This is a genomic window from Streptomyces sp. NPDC052012, assembly GCF_040689265.1.
Classification (GTDB): domain Bacteria; phylum Actinomycetota; class Actinomycetes; order Streptomycetales; family Streptomycetaceae; genus Streptomyces.
The window spans coordinates 129,358-143,974 of the sequence record NZ_JBFAXA010000012.1; the positions used below are offsets into that span (position 1 = coordinate 129,358).

The window sequence follows — 14,617 nt, forward strand, 5'->3', positions numbered from 1 at the left end:
TCGGCTCGTGATCGCTCGGCCTCGTGATCCGTCCGGGCACGAGAAAGGCCCCCTGCTCTCGCAGGAGGCCCTCTCCGTGTCGTGCGCCGCCAGGGACTCGAACCCCGGACCCGCTGATTAAGAGTCAGCTGCTCTAACCAACTGAGCTAGCGGCGCCTGCTGACGTCGTAGACATTAGCACCCTGGTCCGGGGGAGGAAAAATCGATATCCGCACCGCCGCCCGCGCCGCCCGCACGGCCGCCCACAGCAGCACCTCCGGGCCCGGTAACCAGGGATGACGTGTGTCCGGCGCCACCAGCCAGCGCGAGCCGGCGCGGTCCGGGGGAACGGCGCCGACGGGGGCCGGGACGGTCACCGCGTCGCCGGTTCCGTGGCACAGCAGCGGGGGCACGTCACCCGTACGGCCGTGGGGCCTGCCGTGCGCGCCCCACTCCTCCCACTCCAGCAGCGCCGGGAGCCGCTGGGCGGTACCGACCGCCGCGAACAGCACCATGCGGCCGCGGAACTCCGCGACCGGGCCCGAGCCCGGCCCCTCGTCCCACATCCGGTCCAGCATGCGGCGCCCGAAGACGGCGGGGGTGCTGACCACGTCGAAGGCGACTCCGCAGGGCAGCACGACCGGCGCGTCCGGCCGCTCCCGCCAGTACGAGAGCGTGCTGCGCGGATACGTTCCTGCGGAGGCCAGCCAGGCGGCGCCGTCCGGGGTGACACCGCTGACGTCGGAGGCATTCCGTGTGCTGCTCATGGCGACTACATCTACCGCTCGTGAGCGCACGGTTTCAGGCGGTTGCGGGAATCGGGGACAGCGGGAGGCGTCGGGGAGTATCGTGCCCGCCTGGCATATGCCACGCCTGTTCGAGCCACAGGCTCGGCGGCCGGGCGGTGCCGGCCGCACGGGCGACCAGCGGCCGCACGGGCCGACTACACGGGGTCGGCGAAGCCGTTGCCGTCGCCGCCGCGCAGCAGATCCCGGCCGAACTCGACCATCCGCTTCGCGTAGTCCTCGGTCCACTCGGCGCGTTCGGCGATGTCCGCGGTGGTCAGCCGGTCGAAGCGGCGCGGGTCGGCCAGCTGGGCCGCCGCCATCGCCTGGAACTCCGTCGCCCGGTCCGCCGCGGCACGGAACGCGAGCGTCAGCTCCGTCGCCCGCTCCAGCAGGGCGCGCGGATCGTCGATCGACTCCAGGTCGAAGAAGTGCTCCGGGTCGGAGGCCGCCTCCGCGGGCTCGAAGAGCAGGGGCGCGGGGCGTAGCCGCGGCTGGTCCCGACGCGGCGTGTGCTCCGCCATGTCTTCTCCTTCTCGTACGTCGCGATCGACCCCCTGGGAAGTGGGCCACCGTCCATTGTCCCGCGCCTGCGCAAGAGGGCCTCGGACCCCGCCGCGCCGCTTCCCGCTGCCCCCTCTTGATAGGCAAGTCGCTACTTGCATATCGTGGCGGTCATGGCGGAGGATGTGTTCAAGGCGCTGGCCGACCCGACCCGTCGGCGCATTCTCGACGAGCTGGTGGAACGCGACGGCCAGACGCTGTTCGAGATCTGCACGCGACTGGTGACCAAGCACGGGCTGGGGCTGTCCCGCCAGGCGATCAGCCAGCATCTGGCCGTCCTGGAGTCCGCGGGCCTCGTGCGGACCCGACGCCAGGGCCGCTACAAGTTCCACGACCTGAACACCGAACCCCTGGAGCACATCGTCACCCGATGGCTCCGCCCCGACCCCCGGGAAGGCACCCCATGAGGATCCACCTGACCAGCGTCTTCGTCGACGACCAGGAGAAGGCCCTGCGCTTCTACACCGACGTGCTGGGCTTCGTGAAGAAGCACGACGTCCCGATGGGCGAGGACCGCTGGCTGACCGTGGTCTCCCCGGAGGACCCGGACGGCACCGAGCTGCTCCTCGAGCCGTCCGGCCACCCCGCGGTGCGGCCCTACAAGACGGCTCTGGTCCAGGACGGCATTCCGGCGGCGTCCTTCGCCGTGGACGACGTCAGGGCCGAGTACGACCGGCTGCGCGCCCTCGGCGTGACCTTCACCCAGGAGCCCCTCGAGATGGGCCCGGTCACCACCGCCGTCCTGGACGACACCTGCGGGAATCTGATCCAGATCGTCCACAGCAAGTAGGGCCCCGCGGGCTCCCGCGCGCCTCACACCTGCACGATCGGCTCCCGGGTGAACAGCGCTCCCAGCGACGGTGCGTTGACCCGGCGGTCGGCCAGGCGCAGGGCCTCCCAGACGGTGACCTGGTTGGCGGTGAGGACCGGCTTGCCGAGGTCCTTCTCCAGGGCGGGGATGTGGGCCGCGGTGTGCAGGGCCGTGTCGGGCAGGAGCAGGGCGTCCGCGTCGGGGCGGTCGGCGGTGCGGGCCAGCATGAACACCTCGTCCTCGCCCCAGGTGCCGACCTCCGCCGCCGTGATGATCCCGGAGCTGCGCGCGCCGGTCACCTCCACGCCGCCCGCGCGCAGGAAGTCCGCGAAGAGGGCGGTGACGTCGTCGGGGTAGGTCGCGCCGACGGCGACCCTGCGCGCTCCGATCTCGCGCACCGCGTGGACGAAGGCGAAGGACGTGGAGGAGGCCGGCATGCCCGCCGCCACGGCCAGGGTGCGGACCTGCTCGTGCGCTCCCTCCCAGCCGCGCACGAAGCTGCCGCTGGTGCAGGCCCACACCACCGCCTCGGCGCCCGCGTGCCGCAGTTCCTCGACGCCGGCCGCGAGCCGCTCGGCCGACCCCATCTCCCGCAGCGCGTCCACCCGGTGCGCGTCCTCACCGATGTCGGTGTGCACGACGTCCACCCGTACGTCGCTGCCCAGCAGCTGCTCGATGCGCGGATAGTCGTCCTCGGCGGAGTGGCCCGGGTAGAGGATGCCCAGTGCGGTCATGTCCAGCCTTCCTGCTGCTTCTCTTCCGGCATTTGCTGCACGGGTCCGGAGCGCGCCGACGGGTCGATCAGCGCCTGATACGGTCCCACCGCGCGTGTACCCAATCGGCGCAGCGCCGCCCACATGGTCACCTGGTTGGCCGAGATGACCGGTATGCGCAGTTCCGCCTCGAGCTGCGGGATCACGTCGTACGTCGGCAGGTTGGTGCAGGACAGGAACAGCGCGTCGGCCGCGCCGAGCCGGCCGCGCACCGCCGCCCGCCGGGCCATGTCGACCACCTCGCGGTAGGTGACCTTCCAGATGTGCCGGGTCAGGCTCATGAACGCGCAGCCGGTGACCGTGACGCCCGCCTGGGCGACATAGCCCTCCAGCGCCCGGGTCACCGACACGGTGTACGGCGTCACCAGCGCCACCCGCCGTACGTCGAGCTCCACCAGGGCCTCCAGCAGCGCGCCCGAGGTGGTGATCGCCGGGACCGCGCCGGCCCTGCTCATCGCCTCGCACATCGCCCGTTCGCCCACCATGCCGCCGACGAAGCTGCCGGACGTGCAGGCGTAGGCGACGACCTCGGGCGCGACCGCGGTGAGGGTGCGCACCGCGTCCCCGAGGGTCTCGTGCTCGCTGATCATCCGCGCCAGGTCGAGGCTCACCTCGACCGGCACGTACGGGGTGCGGGTCAGGTGCAGGGACACCTCGTCGGGCACCCAGCGCCACAGCTCGCGGTCCAGCGCGAAGTCGAAGGGGGCGACCACACCGACCCCGCGCTGCGGGCTCGGTCCACCGAGAAAGGAGACGTCCATGACAGCACCGGCCTCACGCTGGGGGAAGAGCACGCGAAGAGCCACACAACGGTTCGCGGATACGCCCGTGTTGACGACGGTAGGTTGGGGTGCGAGCGTGGTCAATCCGCGCATCTCAGACGCCCGGCACATCCCGGGAGAGCCCCGGCCCACGCGGAGAAACGGCGGCCCATGACCACCCCGACACTGCTCGTCCTGGACGCCGAGCCGCTGCCCCGGCTCGGCCGGCTCACCGGGCGGGTGCGGATCGAGCACGCGGACGAGTCCACGCTCGCCGAGCGGCTGCCGCACGCCGACGTCCTGCTCGTCTGGGACTTCACCTCGCACGCCGTGCGGAAGGCCTGGCCCGGCGACGGGCCGCGGCCGCGCTGGGTGCACACGGCGAGCGCGGGCGTGGACCATCTGATGTGTCCGGAACTCGCCGCCTCCGACACGGTGGTCACCAATGCGCGCGGGGTCTTCGACCAGCCGATCGCCGAGTACGTCGCCGCCCTCGTGCTGGCGCTGGCCAAGGACCTGCCGCGGACGCTTCAGTTCCAGCGGGAGCGGACCTGGCGGCACCGGGAGTCGCGCAGGCTCGCCGGGACCCGGGCGGTGGTGGTCGGCTCCGGGCCGATCGGACGGGCCGTCGCCCGGACGCTGAAGGCGCTGGACGTCACGACCGCGCTGGTCGGACGCACCCCGCGCACCGGCGTGCACGGTCCGGACGACCTGGACCGGCTGATCGCCCGCGCGGACTGGGTGATCGCCGCGGCGCCGCTGACCGAGCAGACGCGGGGCATGTTCGACGCGCGCCGCTTCGGCGTGATGCAGCCCTCCGCCCACTTCGTCAACGTCGGCCGCGGCCCCCTGGTCGTGGAGGAGGCCCTCGCCGAGGCGCTGCGGCGGCGCTGGATCGCGGGCGCCGCGCTGGACGTCTTCGCATCCGAGCCCCTCGGCCCCGAGAGCCCGCTGTGGGAGGTCCCCGGCCTGATCGTGTCGCCGCACATGAGCGGGGACACGATCGGCTGGCGGGACGAACTCGCGGCGCAGTTCGTGGACTTGTACGAGCGCTGGGCGGCGGGACAGCCCCTGGTGAACGTGGTCGACAAGCAGCGTGGGTATGTACCCGGACACTGACGTCCCCGGGAGGGTGGATGACTGACCGCGACCTCACCGAGCTGACCGCCGTGGACCTGCTCGACGGCTACCGCAGCGGCGCGTTCGGGCCCGTGGAGGCCACCCGCGCGGCCCTGCGCCGGGCCGAGGAGATCCAGCCGGAGCTGAACGCCTTCGTGCGCGTCACCGCCGAGGACGCGCTCGAACAGGCCGCCGAGTCCGAGGAGCGGTGGCGGCGCGGTGAGCCGTGCGGGCTGCTCGACGGGGTGCCGGTCACGGTGAAGGACATCCTGCTGCTGCGCGGCCATCCCACCCTGAAGGGCTCCCTGACCATCGACCCGGAGGGGCGCCGCTGGGACGAGGACGCCCCGTCGGTGGCCCGCCTGCGGGAGCACGGCGCGGTGTTCCTCGGCAAGACGACCACCCCCGAGTTCGGCTGGAAGGGCGTCACCGACTCCCCGCTCAGCGGGATCACCCGCAATCCGCACGACCCGGCGCGCACCGCCGGCGGCTCCAGCGGCGGCGCGGCGGCGGCCGTGGCGCGGGGCGCGGGCCCGCTGGCGCTCGGCACGGACGGCGGGGGCAGCGTCCGGATCCCGGCGGCGTTCTGCGGGATCTTCGCGCTGAAACCGACGTACGGGCGCGTGCCGCTGTATCCGGCGAGCGCGTTCGGCACGCTCGCGCATGTCGGGCCGATGACCCGGGACGCGAAGGACGCGGCGCTGCTGATGGACGTGATCGGTCGTCCGGACTCCCGTGACTGGTCGGCGCTCGGACCGGCGCCCGGTTCCTTCACGGAGGGGCTCGCGGGCGGGGTGCGCGGGCTGCGCGTGGCGTACTCGCCGTCGCTGGGCGGGCAGGTGGCGGTGCAGCCGGCGGTGGCGTCGGCGGTGCGGCGGGCGGTGGAGCGGCTGGCGGCGCTGGGGGCGTACGTCGAGGAGACCGACCCCGACTTCAGCGAGCCGGTGGAGGCCTTCCACACCCTGTGGTTCTCGGGGGCCGCCCGCGTGGTGCAGCACCTCACCCGGTACCAGCGGGAGCTGCTGGACCCGGGCCTGCGGGAGATCTGCGGTACGGGCGCCCGGTACTCGGCGCTGGACTATCTGGCGGCGGTGGACGTCCGCATGGACCTGGGCCGGCGGATGGGCCGCTTCCACGACACCTACGACCTGCTGGTCACGCCGACGCTGCCGATCACCGCGTTCGAGGCGGGCACCGAGGTACCGAAAGGTTCCGGCCACCGCCGCTGGACGGGCTGGACGCCGTTCACCTACCCGTTCAACATGACGCAGCAGCCCGCGGCGAGCGTGCCGGTCGGCACCGACGCCGACGGACTGCCCGTCGGGCTCCAGCTGGTGGCCGCCCGCCACCAGGACCCCCTGGTGCTGCGGGCGGCCCACGCGCTGTACGAGGCGGGGGTGGCGACCGGGGTCAGGCCCGGCGGAAGCTGAGCGTCTCCCCCGCCGCGCCGGTGCGCCACAGGTCGTTGCAGGCGTCGGCCAGCTCCGGAAGGCCCTCCACCACCTGCCCCCAGACGATGCCGGGCACCCAGCCGACGTCGCCGTTCAACAGCAGGTTGTTCCGCTCGTAGAACAGGGCCAGGTCCACCACCGTCGTGCCCGGCCGGACCTCGCGGTCGTATCCGTAGGCCTTGGTGCCCAGTTCCGCGCCCGCGAAGGAGAAATAACAGAGATCTCCCGGGATAGGGGTGACTGTCGGGTTTTCCAGTGGTGGCTCCGATTCCGCGAACGGCGGGAAAAGGGCGTAGATCTCGTTGCGTGCGTACTTGGCGTGGTAGACGTCGCCGGACAGGGGCAGGGAATTCCAGACGGCCGCGCAGGTGATCGGCGCCCGGTCGTCGAGCAGTCGCGCGGTCCCGGTGATTCCGCGTTTGACCAGCGAGACCTCGATGTATCGGTCAGCCATGTGTTCCATGGTCCCGTGCCGGTCAAGACCGCCCCACCGCCGAACGGGGCCGAAACTGGCCGGAATAACTCGCATCGCTTCGGGTAGCTGCGCCGCCATGGCTCCACCACTGGGACAACCACTGAGACGACGCGGACCTTCGTCAGGGCCCTCACGCCGGTCGCTGCTCGCGGGGGTCGCGGCGCTCGGCGCGCTGGGCGCGGCGGGCTGCTCACGCGTGCCGACCGAGGCGGCCGCGAACGGCGGCGACCTGCTGGACCGGCTCAGGGCGGCGGGCGTCGCCCGGCTCGGCATAGCCGGCGAAATACCCTTCGGCTACATCAACAAGGACGGCGAACTGACCGGCGAGGCGCCGGAGCTGGCCAAGGTCATCTTCAAACGCCTCGGTGTGGACCGGGTCCAGCCGGTGCCGACCGAGTTCGGCTCGCTCATTCCCGGCCTGAACTCCCAGCAGTTCGATGTCGTCGCCGCCGGGATGTACGTCAATCCCGAGCGCTGCGAGCAGGTCATCTTCTCCGACCCCGACTACCAGATGCTCGATGCGTTCATCGTGCGCAAGGGCAATCCGAAAGGGCTGCACAACTACCAGGACGTCGTGGAGAAGAAGGCGAAGTTTGCCACCGGCACCGGATACGCGGAGATCCAGTACGCGGTCGAGGCCGGCTACAAGGAGAGCGACATCCTGATCGTCCCCGACCAGGTCGCCGGGCTGAACGCCGTGGAGGCCGGACGCGTCGACGTCTTCGCCGGTACGGCGCTGACGACCCGTGAGGTGGTCAAGAAGTCCGCCAAGGCGGAGGTCACGGAACCGTTCAAGCCGATCGTCGACGGCAAACCGCATGTCGACGGCGGCGCCTTCGCGTTCCGGCCGACCGAGACGAAGCTGCGGGACGCCTTCAACGCCGAACTGCACAAGCTCAAGGAGAGCGGCGAGCTGCTCCGCATCCTCAAGCCGTTCGGCTTCACGGAGGCGGAGATGACGGATCTGACCGCGAAGGAGCTCTGCGGCGGATGACCTCTGGACTCTGGGAACTGGTGCTCAAGGGCGTCTGGGTCACGATCCAGCTGCTCGTCCTCAGCGCGCTGCTGGCCACGGCGGTCTCCTTCGTCGTCGGCATCGCGCGTACCCACCGGCTGTGGGTCGTCCGCTTCCTCGCGGGCCTGTACACCGAGGTGTTCCGCGGGACCTCGGCGCTGGTGATGATCTTCTGGGTGTTCTTCGTGCTGCCCCCGGCCTTCGGCTGGCAGCTGGTGCCGCTGTGGGCGGGCACGCTGGCGCTCGGCCTGACGTACGGCGCGTACGGCTCGGAGATCGTGCGCGGGGCGCTCGCCGCGGTGGACCCGGCGCAGCGTGAGGGCGGTATCGCGCTGAGCTTCACGCCCTGGCAGCGGATGAAGCTGATCCTGCTGCCGCAGGCGGTGCCGGAGATGATCCCGCCGTTCTCCAACCTGCTGGTCGAGCTACTCAAGGGCACCGCGCTGGTGTCGATCATGGGCATGGGCGATCTGGCCTTCAGCGGCAACCTGGTGCGCCTCGCGCTGCAGGAGAGCGCGGAGATCTACACGTACATCCTGCTGATCTACTTCGTGCTCGCCTTCCTGCTCACCCGGATCATGCGCGGGCTGGAGAAGAAGCTGAAGGCGGGGCTCGGGAAGGCGCCGCAGAAGCAGACGACGGCCTCCGTACGCGTACCCGAGGGAAGTGGTGTCTCGTGAAGTGGGACTGGAGCGCGGTCTCCGATTTCATGCCGCACTTCTGGGACGGCCTGATCGTCACCCTGCAGATCCTGGTCCTCGGCTCGCTGATCTCGTTCGCGCTGGGCCTGGTGTGGGCGCTGCTGATGCGGGTGCCGACGCGCTGGGTGACCTGGCCGGTCGGGGCGGTGACGGAGTTCATCCGCAACACCCCGCTGCTGGTGCAGCTGTTCTTCCTCTTCTATGTGCTGCCCGAGTGGGGCCTGACCTTCTCGGCGCTGACGACCGGTGTCTTCGCCATCGGCCTGCACTACTCGACGTACACGATGCAGGTCTACCGCGCCGGTATCGAGGCCGTGCCGGCGGGCCAGTGGGAGGCGGCGACGGCGCTGAACCTGCCGCTGCGCCGGACGTGGACCGTGGTGATCCTGCCGCAGGCCGTGCGCCGGGTGGTGCCCGCGCTCGGCAACTACGTCATCTCGATGCTGAAGGACACGCCGATGCTGATGGCCATCACCGTGCTGGAGATGCTCGGTGAGGCACGGCTGTTCGCGCAGCAGAACTTCCAGTTCACCGAGCCCCTGACGGTGATCGGCTTCGCGTTCATCGTCATCTCCTACCTGGCCTCCCTTGCCCTGCGAGCCCTGGAGCGACGCCTTGTCCACTGACACCCACGCCCCCTTCGACAAGAAGCCCGAGAGTCCGCGGAGCACGGGCGAGCTGATCCGGCTGGAGCAGGTGACCAAGCGGTTCGGGGACCACACGGTCCTGGACCACCTGGACTTCTCCGTGAACGCCGGCAAGCACGTCACGCTGATCGGTCCGTCCGGTTCGGGCAAGACGACGATCCTGCGGCTGCTGATGACGCTGCTGAAGCCCGACGAGGGCACGATCACCGTGGACGGGCAGCAGCTGTTCCCGGCGCCCGAGAAGCAGGTCCGCGAGGTCCGCAAGAAGATCGGGATGGTGTTCCAGCAGTTCAACCTGTTCCCGAACATGACGGTGCTGAGGAACATCACCGAGGCGCCGGTCACCGTGCTCGGCATGTCCAAGGACGCGGCCGAGGAGCGGGCGCGGGAGCTGCTGGAGATGGTCGGGCTGACCGACCACGTCGACAAGCACCCCGCGCAGCTGTCCGGTGGCCAGCAGCAGCGGGTGGCGATCGCCCGGGCGCTGGCGATGCGGCCGCAGGTGCTGCTGCTGGACGAGGTGACCTCGGCGCTGGATCCGGAGCTGGTCGCCGGTGTGCTGGACGTGCTGCGGGACATCGCCCGCTCCACGGACATCACGATGCTGTGCGTGACACACGAGATGAACTTCGCCCGGGACATCTCCGACAAGGTGCTGATGTTCGACTCGGGCCGGGTGATCGAGGCGGGCTCGCCGGAGAAGATCTTCAACGAGCCGGAGCACGACCGGACCCGGGAGTTTCTCAGCGCGGTCCTGTGACTACGGGCCGTGCGCGGACCGGCGTCCGGGCAGACGTCCGAGGTCGGAGCGCCGGGGCATCCCTCTGGCATATGCCAGCGGATCGGCGCCGCAGTTGAGAGGCCCGCACCGAGGGCCGTCCGAGGGCCGCAATCTCGTCAACACCCGCTCCGTACAGGCCGCTTGACGGCTATCGTGGAGGGGATTCGCCGACCGGATTGCGGCCCTTCGGAGCGAGCGCAGTGCGAGGTGAGCAGTGATGAGGCTGGAGCCGACCGCGCCGTACCGCTCGGTCCAGAGCGCCCTGCGGGTGCTGGAGACGGTGGCGCGGCACACCGGCGGGATCGGCGACGCCGGGCTCGCCCGCGAGACCGGTCTCGGACCGGAGCGGCTGGCCGCGCTGCTGCGGATGCTGGTCCGCGAGTCCTACGTCGAGCAGCTCGCCGACGGGGCGTACGCACCCGGGGAGGCCTTCGCCCGCCTCGGCGCCGCCCGGGGTCATGAGCGGGCCCTGCGCGATCAGCTCCAGCGCACCCTGGACCGGCTGCGGGACAGCGTGGGCGCCGCGGTGTATCTGACCCGGTACGTCGACGGCGAGGTCAGGGTCACACAGTACGCCGACGGCCCGGCCACCCCGAAGGTCAACGAGTGGGTGGACTTCCGTGTGTCCGCTCACGCGACGGCGGCGGGCAAGAGTCTGCTCACGCAGCTCGATCATCAGGGCCGGCGCGATCATCTGGCCCGGCACCGGCCGGCGCGTCTCACCTCGCACACCATCACCAGCGACAAGCTGCTGCTGTCCCGGCTGGAGGCGCAGCCGCCTACCGTGCCGGTGCTGGATCTCCAGGAGTACGCGGTCGGGACGGTGTGTGCGGCTGTCCCGATCACGGCGGGGGCGTCGGTGGGGAGCCTTGCGCTGTCCCTGCCGGTGGAGCACGCGCATCGGCTGCGGGAAGCCGCGGACACCCTGAATCGGAATGCGGCACCTGTGCTTCTGTCGTTGGCGATCTAGGTCGTCGTTCGGGTGCGGCTGAGTGGGGGCTGGTCGCGCCCGCGCGGCGGTAGCCGCACAATCGAGCACAGCCCCGCGCCCCTGAGGTGGGTCCACCTGGCGTTGGTCAGAAGCACACCCTGCGACCGGGTAATATTTACGTCGACGCCGCCCGCGGGGACGCGGACGGCGTGGGTCATGCGCCGCTAGCTCAGTTGGTTAGAGCAGCTGACTCTTAATCAGCGGGTCCGGGGTTCGAGTCCCTGGCGGCGCACAGGTGAGGGGCCTCTCGTGGGAGCGAGAGGCCCCTCTTCGCGTGGGCTCAGAAGGTGACGTCCGAGCAGGCGTAGAACGCGTTGCCCGTGTCGGCGATCGTCCACACCGCGAGGATGACGTGGTGGCCGCTGAGCCCGGACGGGAGCCTGCCGCTGTGCGAGAGCGTCTGCGGCGGGCGCTGACCGTTGTAGGGGACGGTCAGGAACGGGGTGAGGTTGAGGTCGGACCGGGACAGGTTGTGGTTCTGGTTCCAGCCCGGCTTGGTGACGTAGTACTTGAAGTCGGTGGTGGCGTGCATGGCCGTGAACTGCCACCGGAAGGTGTAGTTCTGGCCGCCCGTCACCCGGGTGGTCGGCCAGGCTCCGCCCGAGGGGGTCCTCGGGCTGTCGAGCTGGGCGAACCGCGTGTTGTTGCCCGAGCAGATCTGCCCGTCGGCGGGCCCGGAGGCGGGGAAGCCCTTCGGGCCCTCGACGCTCTGCGGCTCCCACTGGATGGCACCGCAGTTGGTGACCGTGCCGTTCTGGCAGAGCTTCTGCCGGCTGATCGGCAGGTCGGTGTAGCCGTGGCCGCTGGCCCCGCCGGAGGAGAGCACGAGCGCTCCGGTCGTGGCCAGTCCCACCGCGGCTGCGTACAGCTTGGTCCGTGTGCGCATGCTGCCGCTCCTGGAGAACGTGGGGGAAGTTCAGTGAGCCGTGCACTAGGTCTAGACCAAGGGTCAGCGTATTGCCGCTAGTTGAACATGTCCATACCAATCCGAGGACCTGTTCCCCGGCCGTTCACGCCCCTGTGTCGCCCCGGCCCGCGCAGAACGCCACCGTCAGGTCCCTCACCAGCACCTTGCGCTCGTAGTCGTCCAGCTCCACCAGCCCCCGCATGGTCAGCCGGGTCACCGTGTCCTCCACCGAGTCCACGACCGAGGTGAGCACGCTCGCCCGGTGCTGGGCGTCCAGCGCGGCGATCCGGCGGCGGTGCATCGCGGCGGCCACCTCGGGGGCGTACTCCACCCGGACCGGGCGGACCGCGAACACCTCGACCCCCACCGGCGCGGTGTCCTCCGCCACCAGCCGGGTCAGCGCGTCCTGCGCCGACTCCATCGCACCCTTGCCCGCCCCCGGCGCCTCCACCGGGACCCGCAGCAGCGCCGCCTCGACGCACTCGCGCAAGTACGTCTCATGGTCCTCGACCCCGAGCGTCGCCCGCGCGGTGTCCCGCACCCGCCACACCACAAGGACCACCACCCGCAGCGCGACCCCGCTGCGGTCGGCCGCCTGCATCGGCTCGCTGCGCCAGTGCCGCAGCCGCACGTCGACCCGGCGGCGCAGCAGCAGCGGGTTCACCCACAGCAGCCCGGTGCGCCGGACCGTCCCCCGGTAGCGGCCGAACAGGCCGAGCACCCAGGCGCGTCCGGTCCTCCCGCGCGCGAGTCCCCCGAAGCCGAACAGCCCGAGCGCACCCGCGCCCGCGTACGCCGCCCACTGCGCGGGACCGAGACCGGCCGCCGGCGCGGACACCGGAAGGCCGAGCGCCCCGGCCGCGAGCGGCGGCAGCACCCCCGCCCACCAGGACGCGGCCACGCACCCGGCCGCCCCGCACAGCCCGGCGGCCACCCCCGCGGCACCGGGCAGCACCCGGGCGGGCCGCTCCGCCAGCTCGGGGTCGACCCGAACGGCGGGCCGTGGCCGCTCGGGGGCCGGGCGGCGCAGCCGCGGCTGCTCCCCCGTGCCCTGGCGGCGGCCCACCACGGCGGGCCGCAGGTGCACCGGCGCCGGGTCGGGGTCGTCCCGGAACAGCAGATGGACGGGGATCTCGGTGGTCGACTCGGTGTGGATGAGCCGGGCGGCCCGGGGCGGCGCCGGGGCGTGCGCGGGCGGCGGCTCGGGCTCAGGTCCGGACTCCGGGGTGTGGTCGGTGGTCGTGGTCATGCGTGCCTCCAGCCTCCGCGCCAGATGCGTCACATCAGAGGGTGATCCGGGCCGGGTCACGGGGACGGGACCCGGCCGTGTTCGCGGGAAGAGCGGGCTCACAAGGAGCGGGCTCGCGGATGCGGGCTCGCGGATGCGGGCCTAGGTGCGGGCTCACCGCGGCCCGCTCACAGGAACAGCCGGCGCCACGTCTCCGGGCCCGGGTAGCCGTCGGCCGCGCCGCCGCGCCAGCCCTGGGCGCGCTGGAAGGCCTCGACGCCCCGGCGGTCCGCCTCGCTCCAGCGCGGGCCCGGACCGGTGGTGTAGTACCGGCCGAACCCCTTCTTCACGAGCTGCCGCCCCAGCTGGGTGACGTACGCGTTGTTCGCGCCGGGGCGGAACATCGCCCGTCCCGGATAGCCCGGCACCCCGTGCGAGGAGGGTGCCGGGGCGGCGCCCGCGGGCCGCCCGGGTGGCGCGGGCACGACGGAAGCGGAAGCTCCGCTCTTGGTGGCGCGCGGGATGTCCTTGCCCCGGCCCGTCACCAGCAGCTCCCAGGTCACCGGCCCCGGCAGCCTGTCCGCGGCGGTGCCCCGCCAGCCCTGCGCCTGCTGGAACGCCCGGGTCGCCCTGCGGTCCGCCTCCGTCCACCGCGGCCCGGGTCCCACGGTGTAGAAACGGGCTCCGCCGCGGCCGGCGAGCATGCGGCCGAGCTCCGTGACGTACTTGTTGTACGCGCCGGGGCCGAAAGACGCCGCCCCCGGGAAGGGCGTCCGGCGCGGCACGGCGGCCGGGCCGGGGGCCGCCGCGGAGCCGGTCACCCCCTTGTAGCGGTACGGGACGTAGCGGCCGGAGTTGCTCCAGTAGGCGTACGGGGTGGCCTTGCTCCGGGTGCGCGGCCGGGCCTGCTCGTAGGCCACGTAGGCGGTACGGGTGGCGTCGGTCCAGCCGCCGAAAAGAACTACGTGGGACCCCTGGAGCGGGTCGGCCGGATTGTGGAACAGCAGCATGTCACCCGGCTGGAGTTCGGCCTTGGTGATTTTTTCCGCGTACTTCTTGAGACTGCCCGTCCATTCGTTGCGGGGCAGGTTCCAGGCCATCGAGACATAACCCGAACAGTCCTGCCGGTAACCGTCGGGCCAGTACCCGTTCATGTTGTACGGAACCTGCTCGGTCACCCATTTCCGCGCCCTCCTGATGATCTCCGCGCGGGTGATCGCGCGGATCTCCACCGGGGCGGCCGACGGCGCGGCATGTCCTCCGGGGCCGTGCAGCGGGGCCTTCGGGCCTTGCGGGGTATCCGACCCCTCGCCTGCGGGAATGCCCGTGTCGGCGGGTGCCGGGACAGGAGGCGGAGCGGCCAGGGCGGGGACCGCGGGAGCGCCGATCGCCGTGGAGGCGGCAGTGGCCACGACGAGGGCCCGGCGGGCCGCCGGATGACCGGCCGAGGGACCGCCCCGGGAATGGGGAAGGACGCGCCGCCAGTGCACGCATCCGGGGCAGTCGCAGTCGTTCGCGGGCTCGAATTCCTCGAATACCGGCGACTCCATGCGATTCCCCTCACATTTCCCGTGACCACCGTGACCACATTTGCGCCTGTGCACGAAGGTCAGTTTCTCAACTGTCTTC

The 14,617-nt window shown here is 71.6% G+C and carries 17 protein-coding genes and 2 tRNA genes; 10 read left to right on the forward strand and 9 right to left on the reverse strand.

Annotated elements, in window-relative coordinates; all coding sequences use genetic code 11:
• Positions 1-82 precede the first annotated feature (82 nt).
• The 3 genes from AB0412_RS20700 to AB0412_RS20710 form a co-directional block, all read right to left on the reverse strand.
• Positions 83-156, reverse strand: a tRNA-Lys gene (locus AB0412_RS20700).
• On the reverse strand, positions 147-746 hold the full coding sequence (locus AB0412_RS20705; RefSeq protein WP_366404044.1) for a hypothetical protein: 600 nt from the start codon (positions 744-746) through the stop codon (positions 147-149). The genes AB0412_RS20700 and AB0412_RS20705 overlap by 10 nt, the downstream gene beginning before the upstream one ends.
• A 176-nt stretch (positions 747-922) precedes the next feature.
• Positions 923-1,288: a hypothetical protein gene (locus tag AB0412_RS20710; protein ID WP_366404045.1), complete on the reverse strand. Its 366-nt coding sequence runs from the start codon at positions 1,286-1,288 to the stop codon at positions 923-925.
• A gap of 153 nt (positions 1,289-1,441) precedes the next feature.
• On the opposite strand from AB0412_RS20710, the gene AB0412_RS20715 reads away from it, so the two are divergent.
• Together AB0412_RS20715 and AB0412_RS20720 are read left to right on the forward strand one after the other, a co-directional pair.
• Complete coding sequence (locus AB0412_RS20715; RefSeq protein WP_366404046.1) at positions 1,442-1,735, forward strand: metalloregulator ArsR/SmtB family transcription factor; 294 nt, start codon at positions 1,442-1,444, stop codon at positions 1,733-1,735.
• The gene (locus AB0412_RS20720; protein WP_366404047.1) at positions 1,732-2,118 is read left to right on the forward strand and encodes a VOC family protein; all 387 of its coding nucleotides are present in this window, start codon (positions 1,732-1,734) and stop codon (positions 2,116-2,118) included. Before AB0412_RS20715 ends, AB0412_RS20720 begins: the two co-directional genes overlap by 4 nt.
• 23 nt (positions 2,119-2,141) lie before the next feature.
• On the opposite strand, the gene AB0412_RS20725 is transcribed toward AB0412_RS20720, so the two are convergent.
• Together AB0412_RS20725 and AB0412_RS20730 are read right to left on the reverse strand one after the other, a co-directional pair.
• Positions 2,142-2,873 carry a decarboxylase gene (locus tag AB0412_RS20725; RefSeq protein WP_366404048.1) on the reverse strand — a complete coding sequence of 244 codons (732 nt, stop codon included), beginning with the start codon at positions 2,871-2,873 and terminating at the stop codon, positions 2,142-2,144.
• A complete protein-coding gene (locus tag AB0412_RS20730) occupies positions 2,870-3,673 on the reverse strand; it encodes an aspartate/glutamate racemase family protein (RefSeq protein WP_366404049.1) in 804 nt (267 codons plus the stop codon). The genes AB0412_RS20725 and AB0412_RS20730 overlap by 4 nt, the downstream gene beginning before the upstream one ends.
• 171 nt (positions 3,674-3,844) lie before the next feature.
• Here AB0412_RS20730 and AB0412_RS20735 point away from each other — a divergent pair, with 171 nt between their 5' ends.
• Both AB0412_RS20735 and AB0412_RS20740 read left to right on the forward strand, forming a co-directional pair.
• Positions 3,845-4,792, forward strand: a complete 948-nt coding sequence (locus AB0412_RS20735; RefSeq protein ID WP_366404050.1) for a D-2-hydroxyacid dehydrogenase — start codon at positions 3,845-3,847, stop codon at positions 4,790-4,792.
• Positions 4,793-4,809: 17 nt separating this feature from the next.
• Positions 4,810-6,222 (forward strand): amidase, encoded by a 1,413-nt coding sequence (locus AB0412_RS20740; protein WP_366404051.1) that lies wholly within the window; start codon positions 4,810-4,812, stop codon positions 6,220-6,222.
• On the opposite strand, the gene AB0412_RS20745 is transcribed toward AB0412_RS20740, so the two are convergent.
• Positions 6,203-6,697, reverse strand: a complete 495-nt coding sequence (locus tag AB0412_RS20745) for a DUF3830 family protein (protein ID WP_366404052.1) — start codon at positions 6,695-6,697, stop codon at positions 6,203-6,205. The genes AB0412_RS20740 and AB0412_RS20745 overlap by 20 nt on opposite strands.
• 97 nt (positions 6,698-6,794) lie before the next feature.
• On the opposite strand from AB0412_RS20745, the gene ehuB reads away from it, so the two are divergent.
• The 6 genes from ehuB to AB0412_RS20775 all read left to right on the forward strand — a co-directional run bounded on the left by ehuB (position 6,795) and on the right by AB0412_RS20775 (position 11,085).
• Positions 6,795-7,712: an ectoine/hydroxyectoine ABC transporter substrate-binding protein EhuB gene (gene ehuB / locus AB0412_RS20750; RefSeq protein ID WP_366404053.1), complete on the forward strand. Its 918-nt coding sequence runs from the start codon at positions 6,795-6,797 to the stop codon at positions 7,710-7,712.
• Entirely contained in the window at positions 7,709-8,413 is a 705-nt protein-coding gene (gene ehuC, locus AB0412_RS20755; protein WP_366404054.1) for an ectoine/hydroxyectoine ABC transporter permease subunit EhuC, read from the forward strand. Before ehuB ends, ehuC begins: the two co-directional genes overlap by 4 nt.
• Positions 8,410-9,060 carry an ectoine/hydroxyectoine ABC transporter permease subunit EhuD gene (ehuD, locus tag AB0412_RS20760; protein WP_366404055.1) on the forward strand — a complete coding sequence of 217 codons (651 nt, stop codon included), beginning with the start codon at positions 8,410-8,412 and terminating at the stop codon, positions 9,058-9,060. Before ehuC ends, ehuD begins: the two co-directional genes overlap by 4 nt.
• Positions 9,050-9,841: an ectoine/hydroxyectoine ABC transporter ATP-binding protein EhuA gene (gene ehuA, locus AB0412_RS20765; protein ID WP_366404056.1), complete on the forward strand. Its 792-nt coding sequence runs from the start codon at positions 9,050-9,052 to the stop codon at positions 9,839-9,841. Before ehuD ends, ehuA begins: the two co-directional genes overlap by 11 nt.
• 238 nt (positions 9,842-10,079) lie before the next feature.
• Positions 10,080-10,832: an IclR family transcriptional regulator C-terminal domain-containing protein gene (locus AB0412_RS20770; RefSeq protein WP_366404057.1), complete on the forward strand. Its 753-nt coding sequence runs from the start codon at positions 10,080-10,082 to the stop codon at positions 10,830-10,832.
• Between the two features lie 179 nt (positions 10,833-11,011).
• A tRNA-Lys gene (locus tag AB0412_RS20775) sits at positions 11,012-11,085 on the forward strand.
• Positions 11,086-11,133: 48 nt separating this feature from the next.
• Here AB0412_RS20775 and AB0412_RS20780 read toward each other — a convergent pair.
• The 3 genes from AB0412_RS20780 to AB0412_RS20790 all read right to left on the reverse strand — a co-directional run bounded on the left by AB0412_RS20780 (position 11,134) and on the right by AB0412_RS20790 (position 14,538).
• Positions 11,134-11,739, reverse strand: a complete 606-nt coding sequence (locus tag AB0412_RS20780; RefSeq protein WP_366404058.1) for a lytic polysaccharide monooxygenase — start codon at positions 11,737-11,739, stop codon at positions 11,134-11,136.
• Positions 11,740-11,863: 124 nt separating this feature from the next.
• Positions 11,864-13,009, reverse strand: a complete 1,146-nt coding sequence (locus tag AB0412_RS20785; protein WP_366404059.1) for an SPFH domain-containing protein — start codon at positions 13,007-13,009, stop codon at positions 11,864-11,866.
• A gap of 167 nt (positions 13,010-13,176) precedes the next feature.
• Complete coding sequence (locus AB0412_RS20790; RefSeq protein WP_366404060.1) at positions 13,177-14,538, reverse strand: peptidoglycan-binding protein; 1,362 nt, start codon at positions 14,536-14,538, stop codon at positions 13,177-13,179.
• Between the last annotated feature and the right edge of the window lie 79 nt (positions 14,539-14,617).

Bases quoted from the DNA above. Each gene is read 5' to 3' on its own strand.
- AB0412_RS20705 (WP_366404044.1), bottom strand. From the start codon at position 746: ATGAGCAGCACACGGAATGCCTCCGACGTCAGCGGTGTCACCCCGGAC.
- AB0412_RS20710 (WP_366404045.1), bottom strand. From the start codon at position 1,288: ATGGCGGAGCACACGCCGCGTCGGGACCAGCCGCGGCTACGCCCCGCG.
- AB0412_RS20715 (WP_366404046.1), top strand. From the start codon at position 1,442: ATGGCGGAGGATGTGTTCAAGGCGCTGGCCGACCCGACCCGTCGGCGC.
- AB0412_RS20720 (WP_366404047.1), top strand. From the start codon at position 1,732: ATGAGGATCCACCTGACCAGCGTCTTCGTCGACGACCAGGAGAAGGCC.
- AB0412_RS20725 (WP_366404048.1), bottom strand. From the start codon at position 2,873: ATGACCGCACTGGGCATCCTCTACCCGGGCCACTCCGCCGAGGACGAC.
- AB0412_RS20730 (WP_366404049.1), bottom strand. From the start codon at position 3,673: ATGGACGTCTCCTTTCTCGGTGGACCGAGCCCGCAGCGCGGGGTCGGT.
- AB0412_RS20735 (WP_366404050.1), top strand. From the start codon at position 3,845: ATGACCACCCCGACACTGCTCGTCCTGGACGCCGAGCCGCTGCCCCGG.
- AB0412_RS20740 (WP_366404051.1), top strand. From the start codon at position 4,810: ATGACTGACCGCGACCTCACCGAGCTGACCGCCGTGGACCTGCTCGAC.
- AB0412_RS20745 (WP_366404052.1), bottom strand. From the start codon at position 6,697: ATGGCTGACCGATACATCGAGGTCTCGCTGGTCAAACGCGGAATCACC.
- ehuB (WP_366404053.1), top strand. From the start codon at position 6,795: ATGGCTCCACCACTGGGACAACCACTGAGACGACGCGGACCTTCGTCA.
- ehuC (WP_366404054.1), top strand. From the start codon at position 7,709: ATGACCTCTGGACTCTGGGAACTGGTGCTCAAGGGCGTCTGGGTCACG.
- AB0412_RS20770 (WP_366404057.1), top strand. From the start codon at position 10,080: ATGAGGCTGGAGCCGACCGCGCCGTACCGCTCGGTCCAGAGCGCCCTG.
- AB0412_RS20780 (WP_366404058.1), bottom strand. From the start codon at position 11,739: ATGCGCACACGGACCAAGCTGTACGCAGCCGCGGTGGGACTGGCCACG.
- AB0412_RS20785 (WP_366404059.1), bottom strand. From the start codon at position 13,009: ATGACCACGACCACCGACCACACCCCGGAGTCCGGACCTGAGCCCGAG.
- AB0412_RS20790 (WP_366404060.1), bottom strand. From the start codon at position 14,538: ATGGAGTCGCCGGTATTCGAGGAATTCGAGCCCGCGAACGACTGCGAC.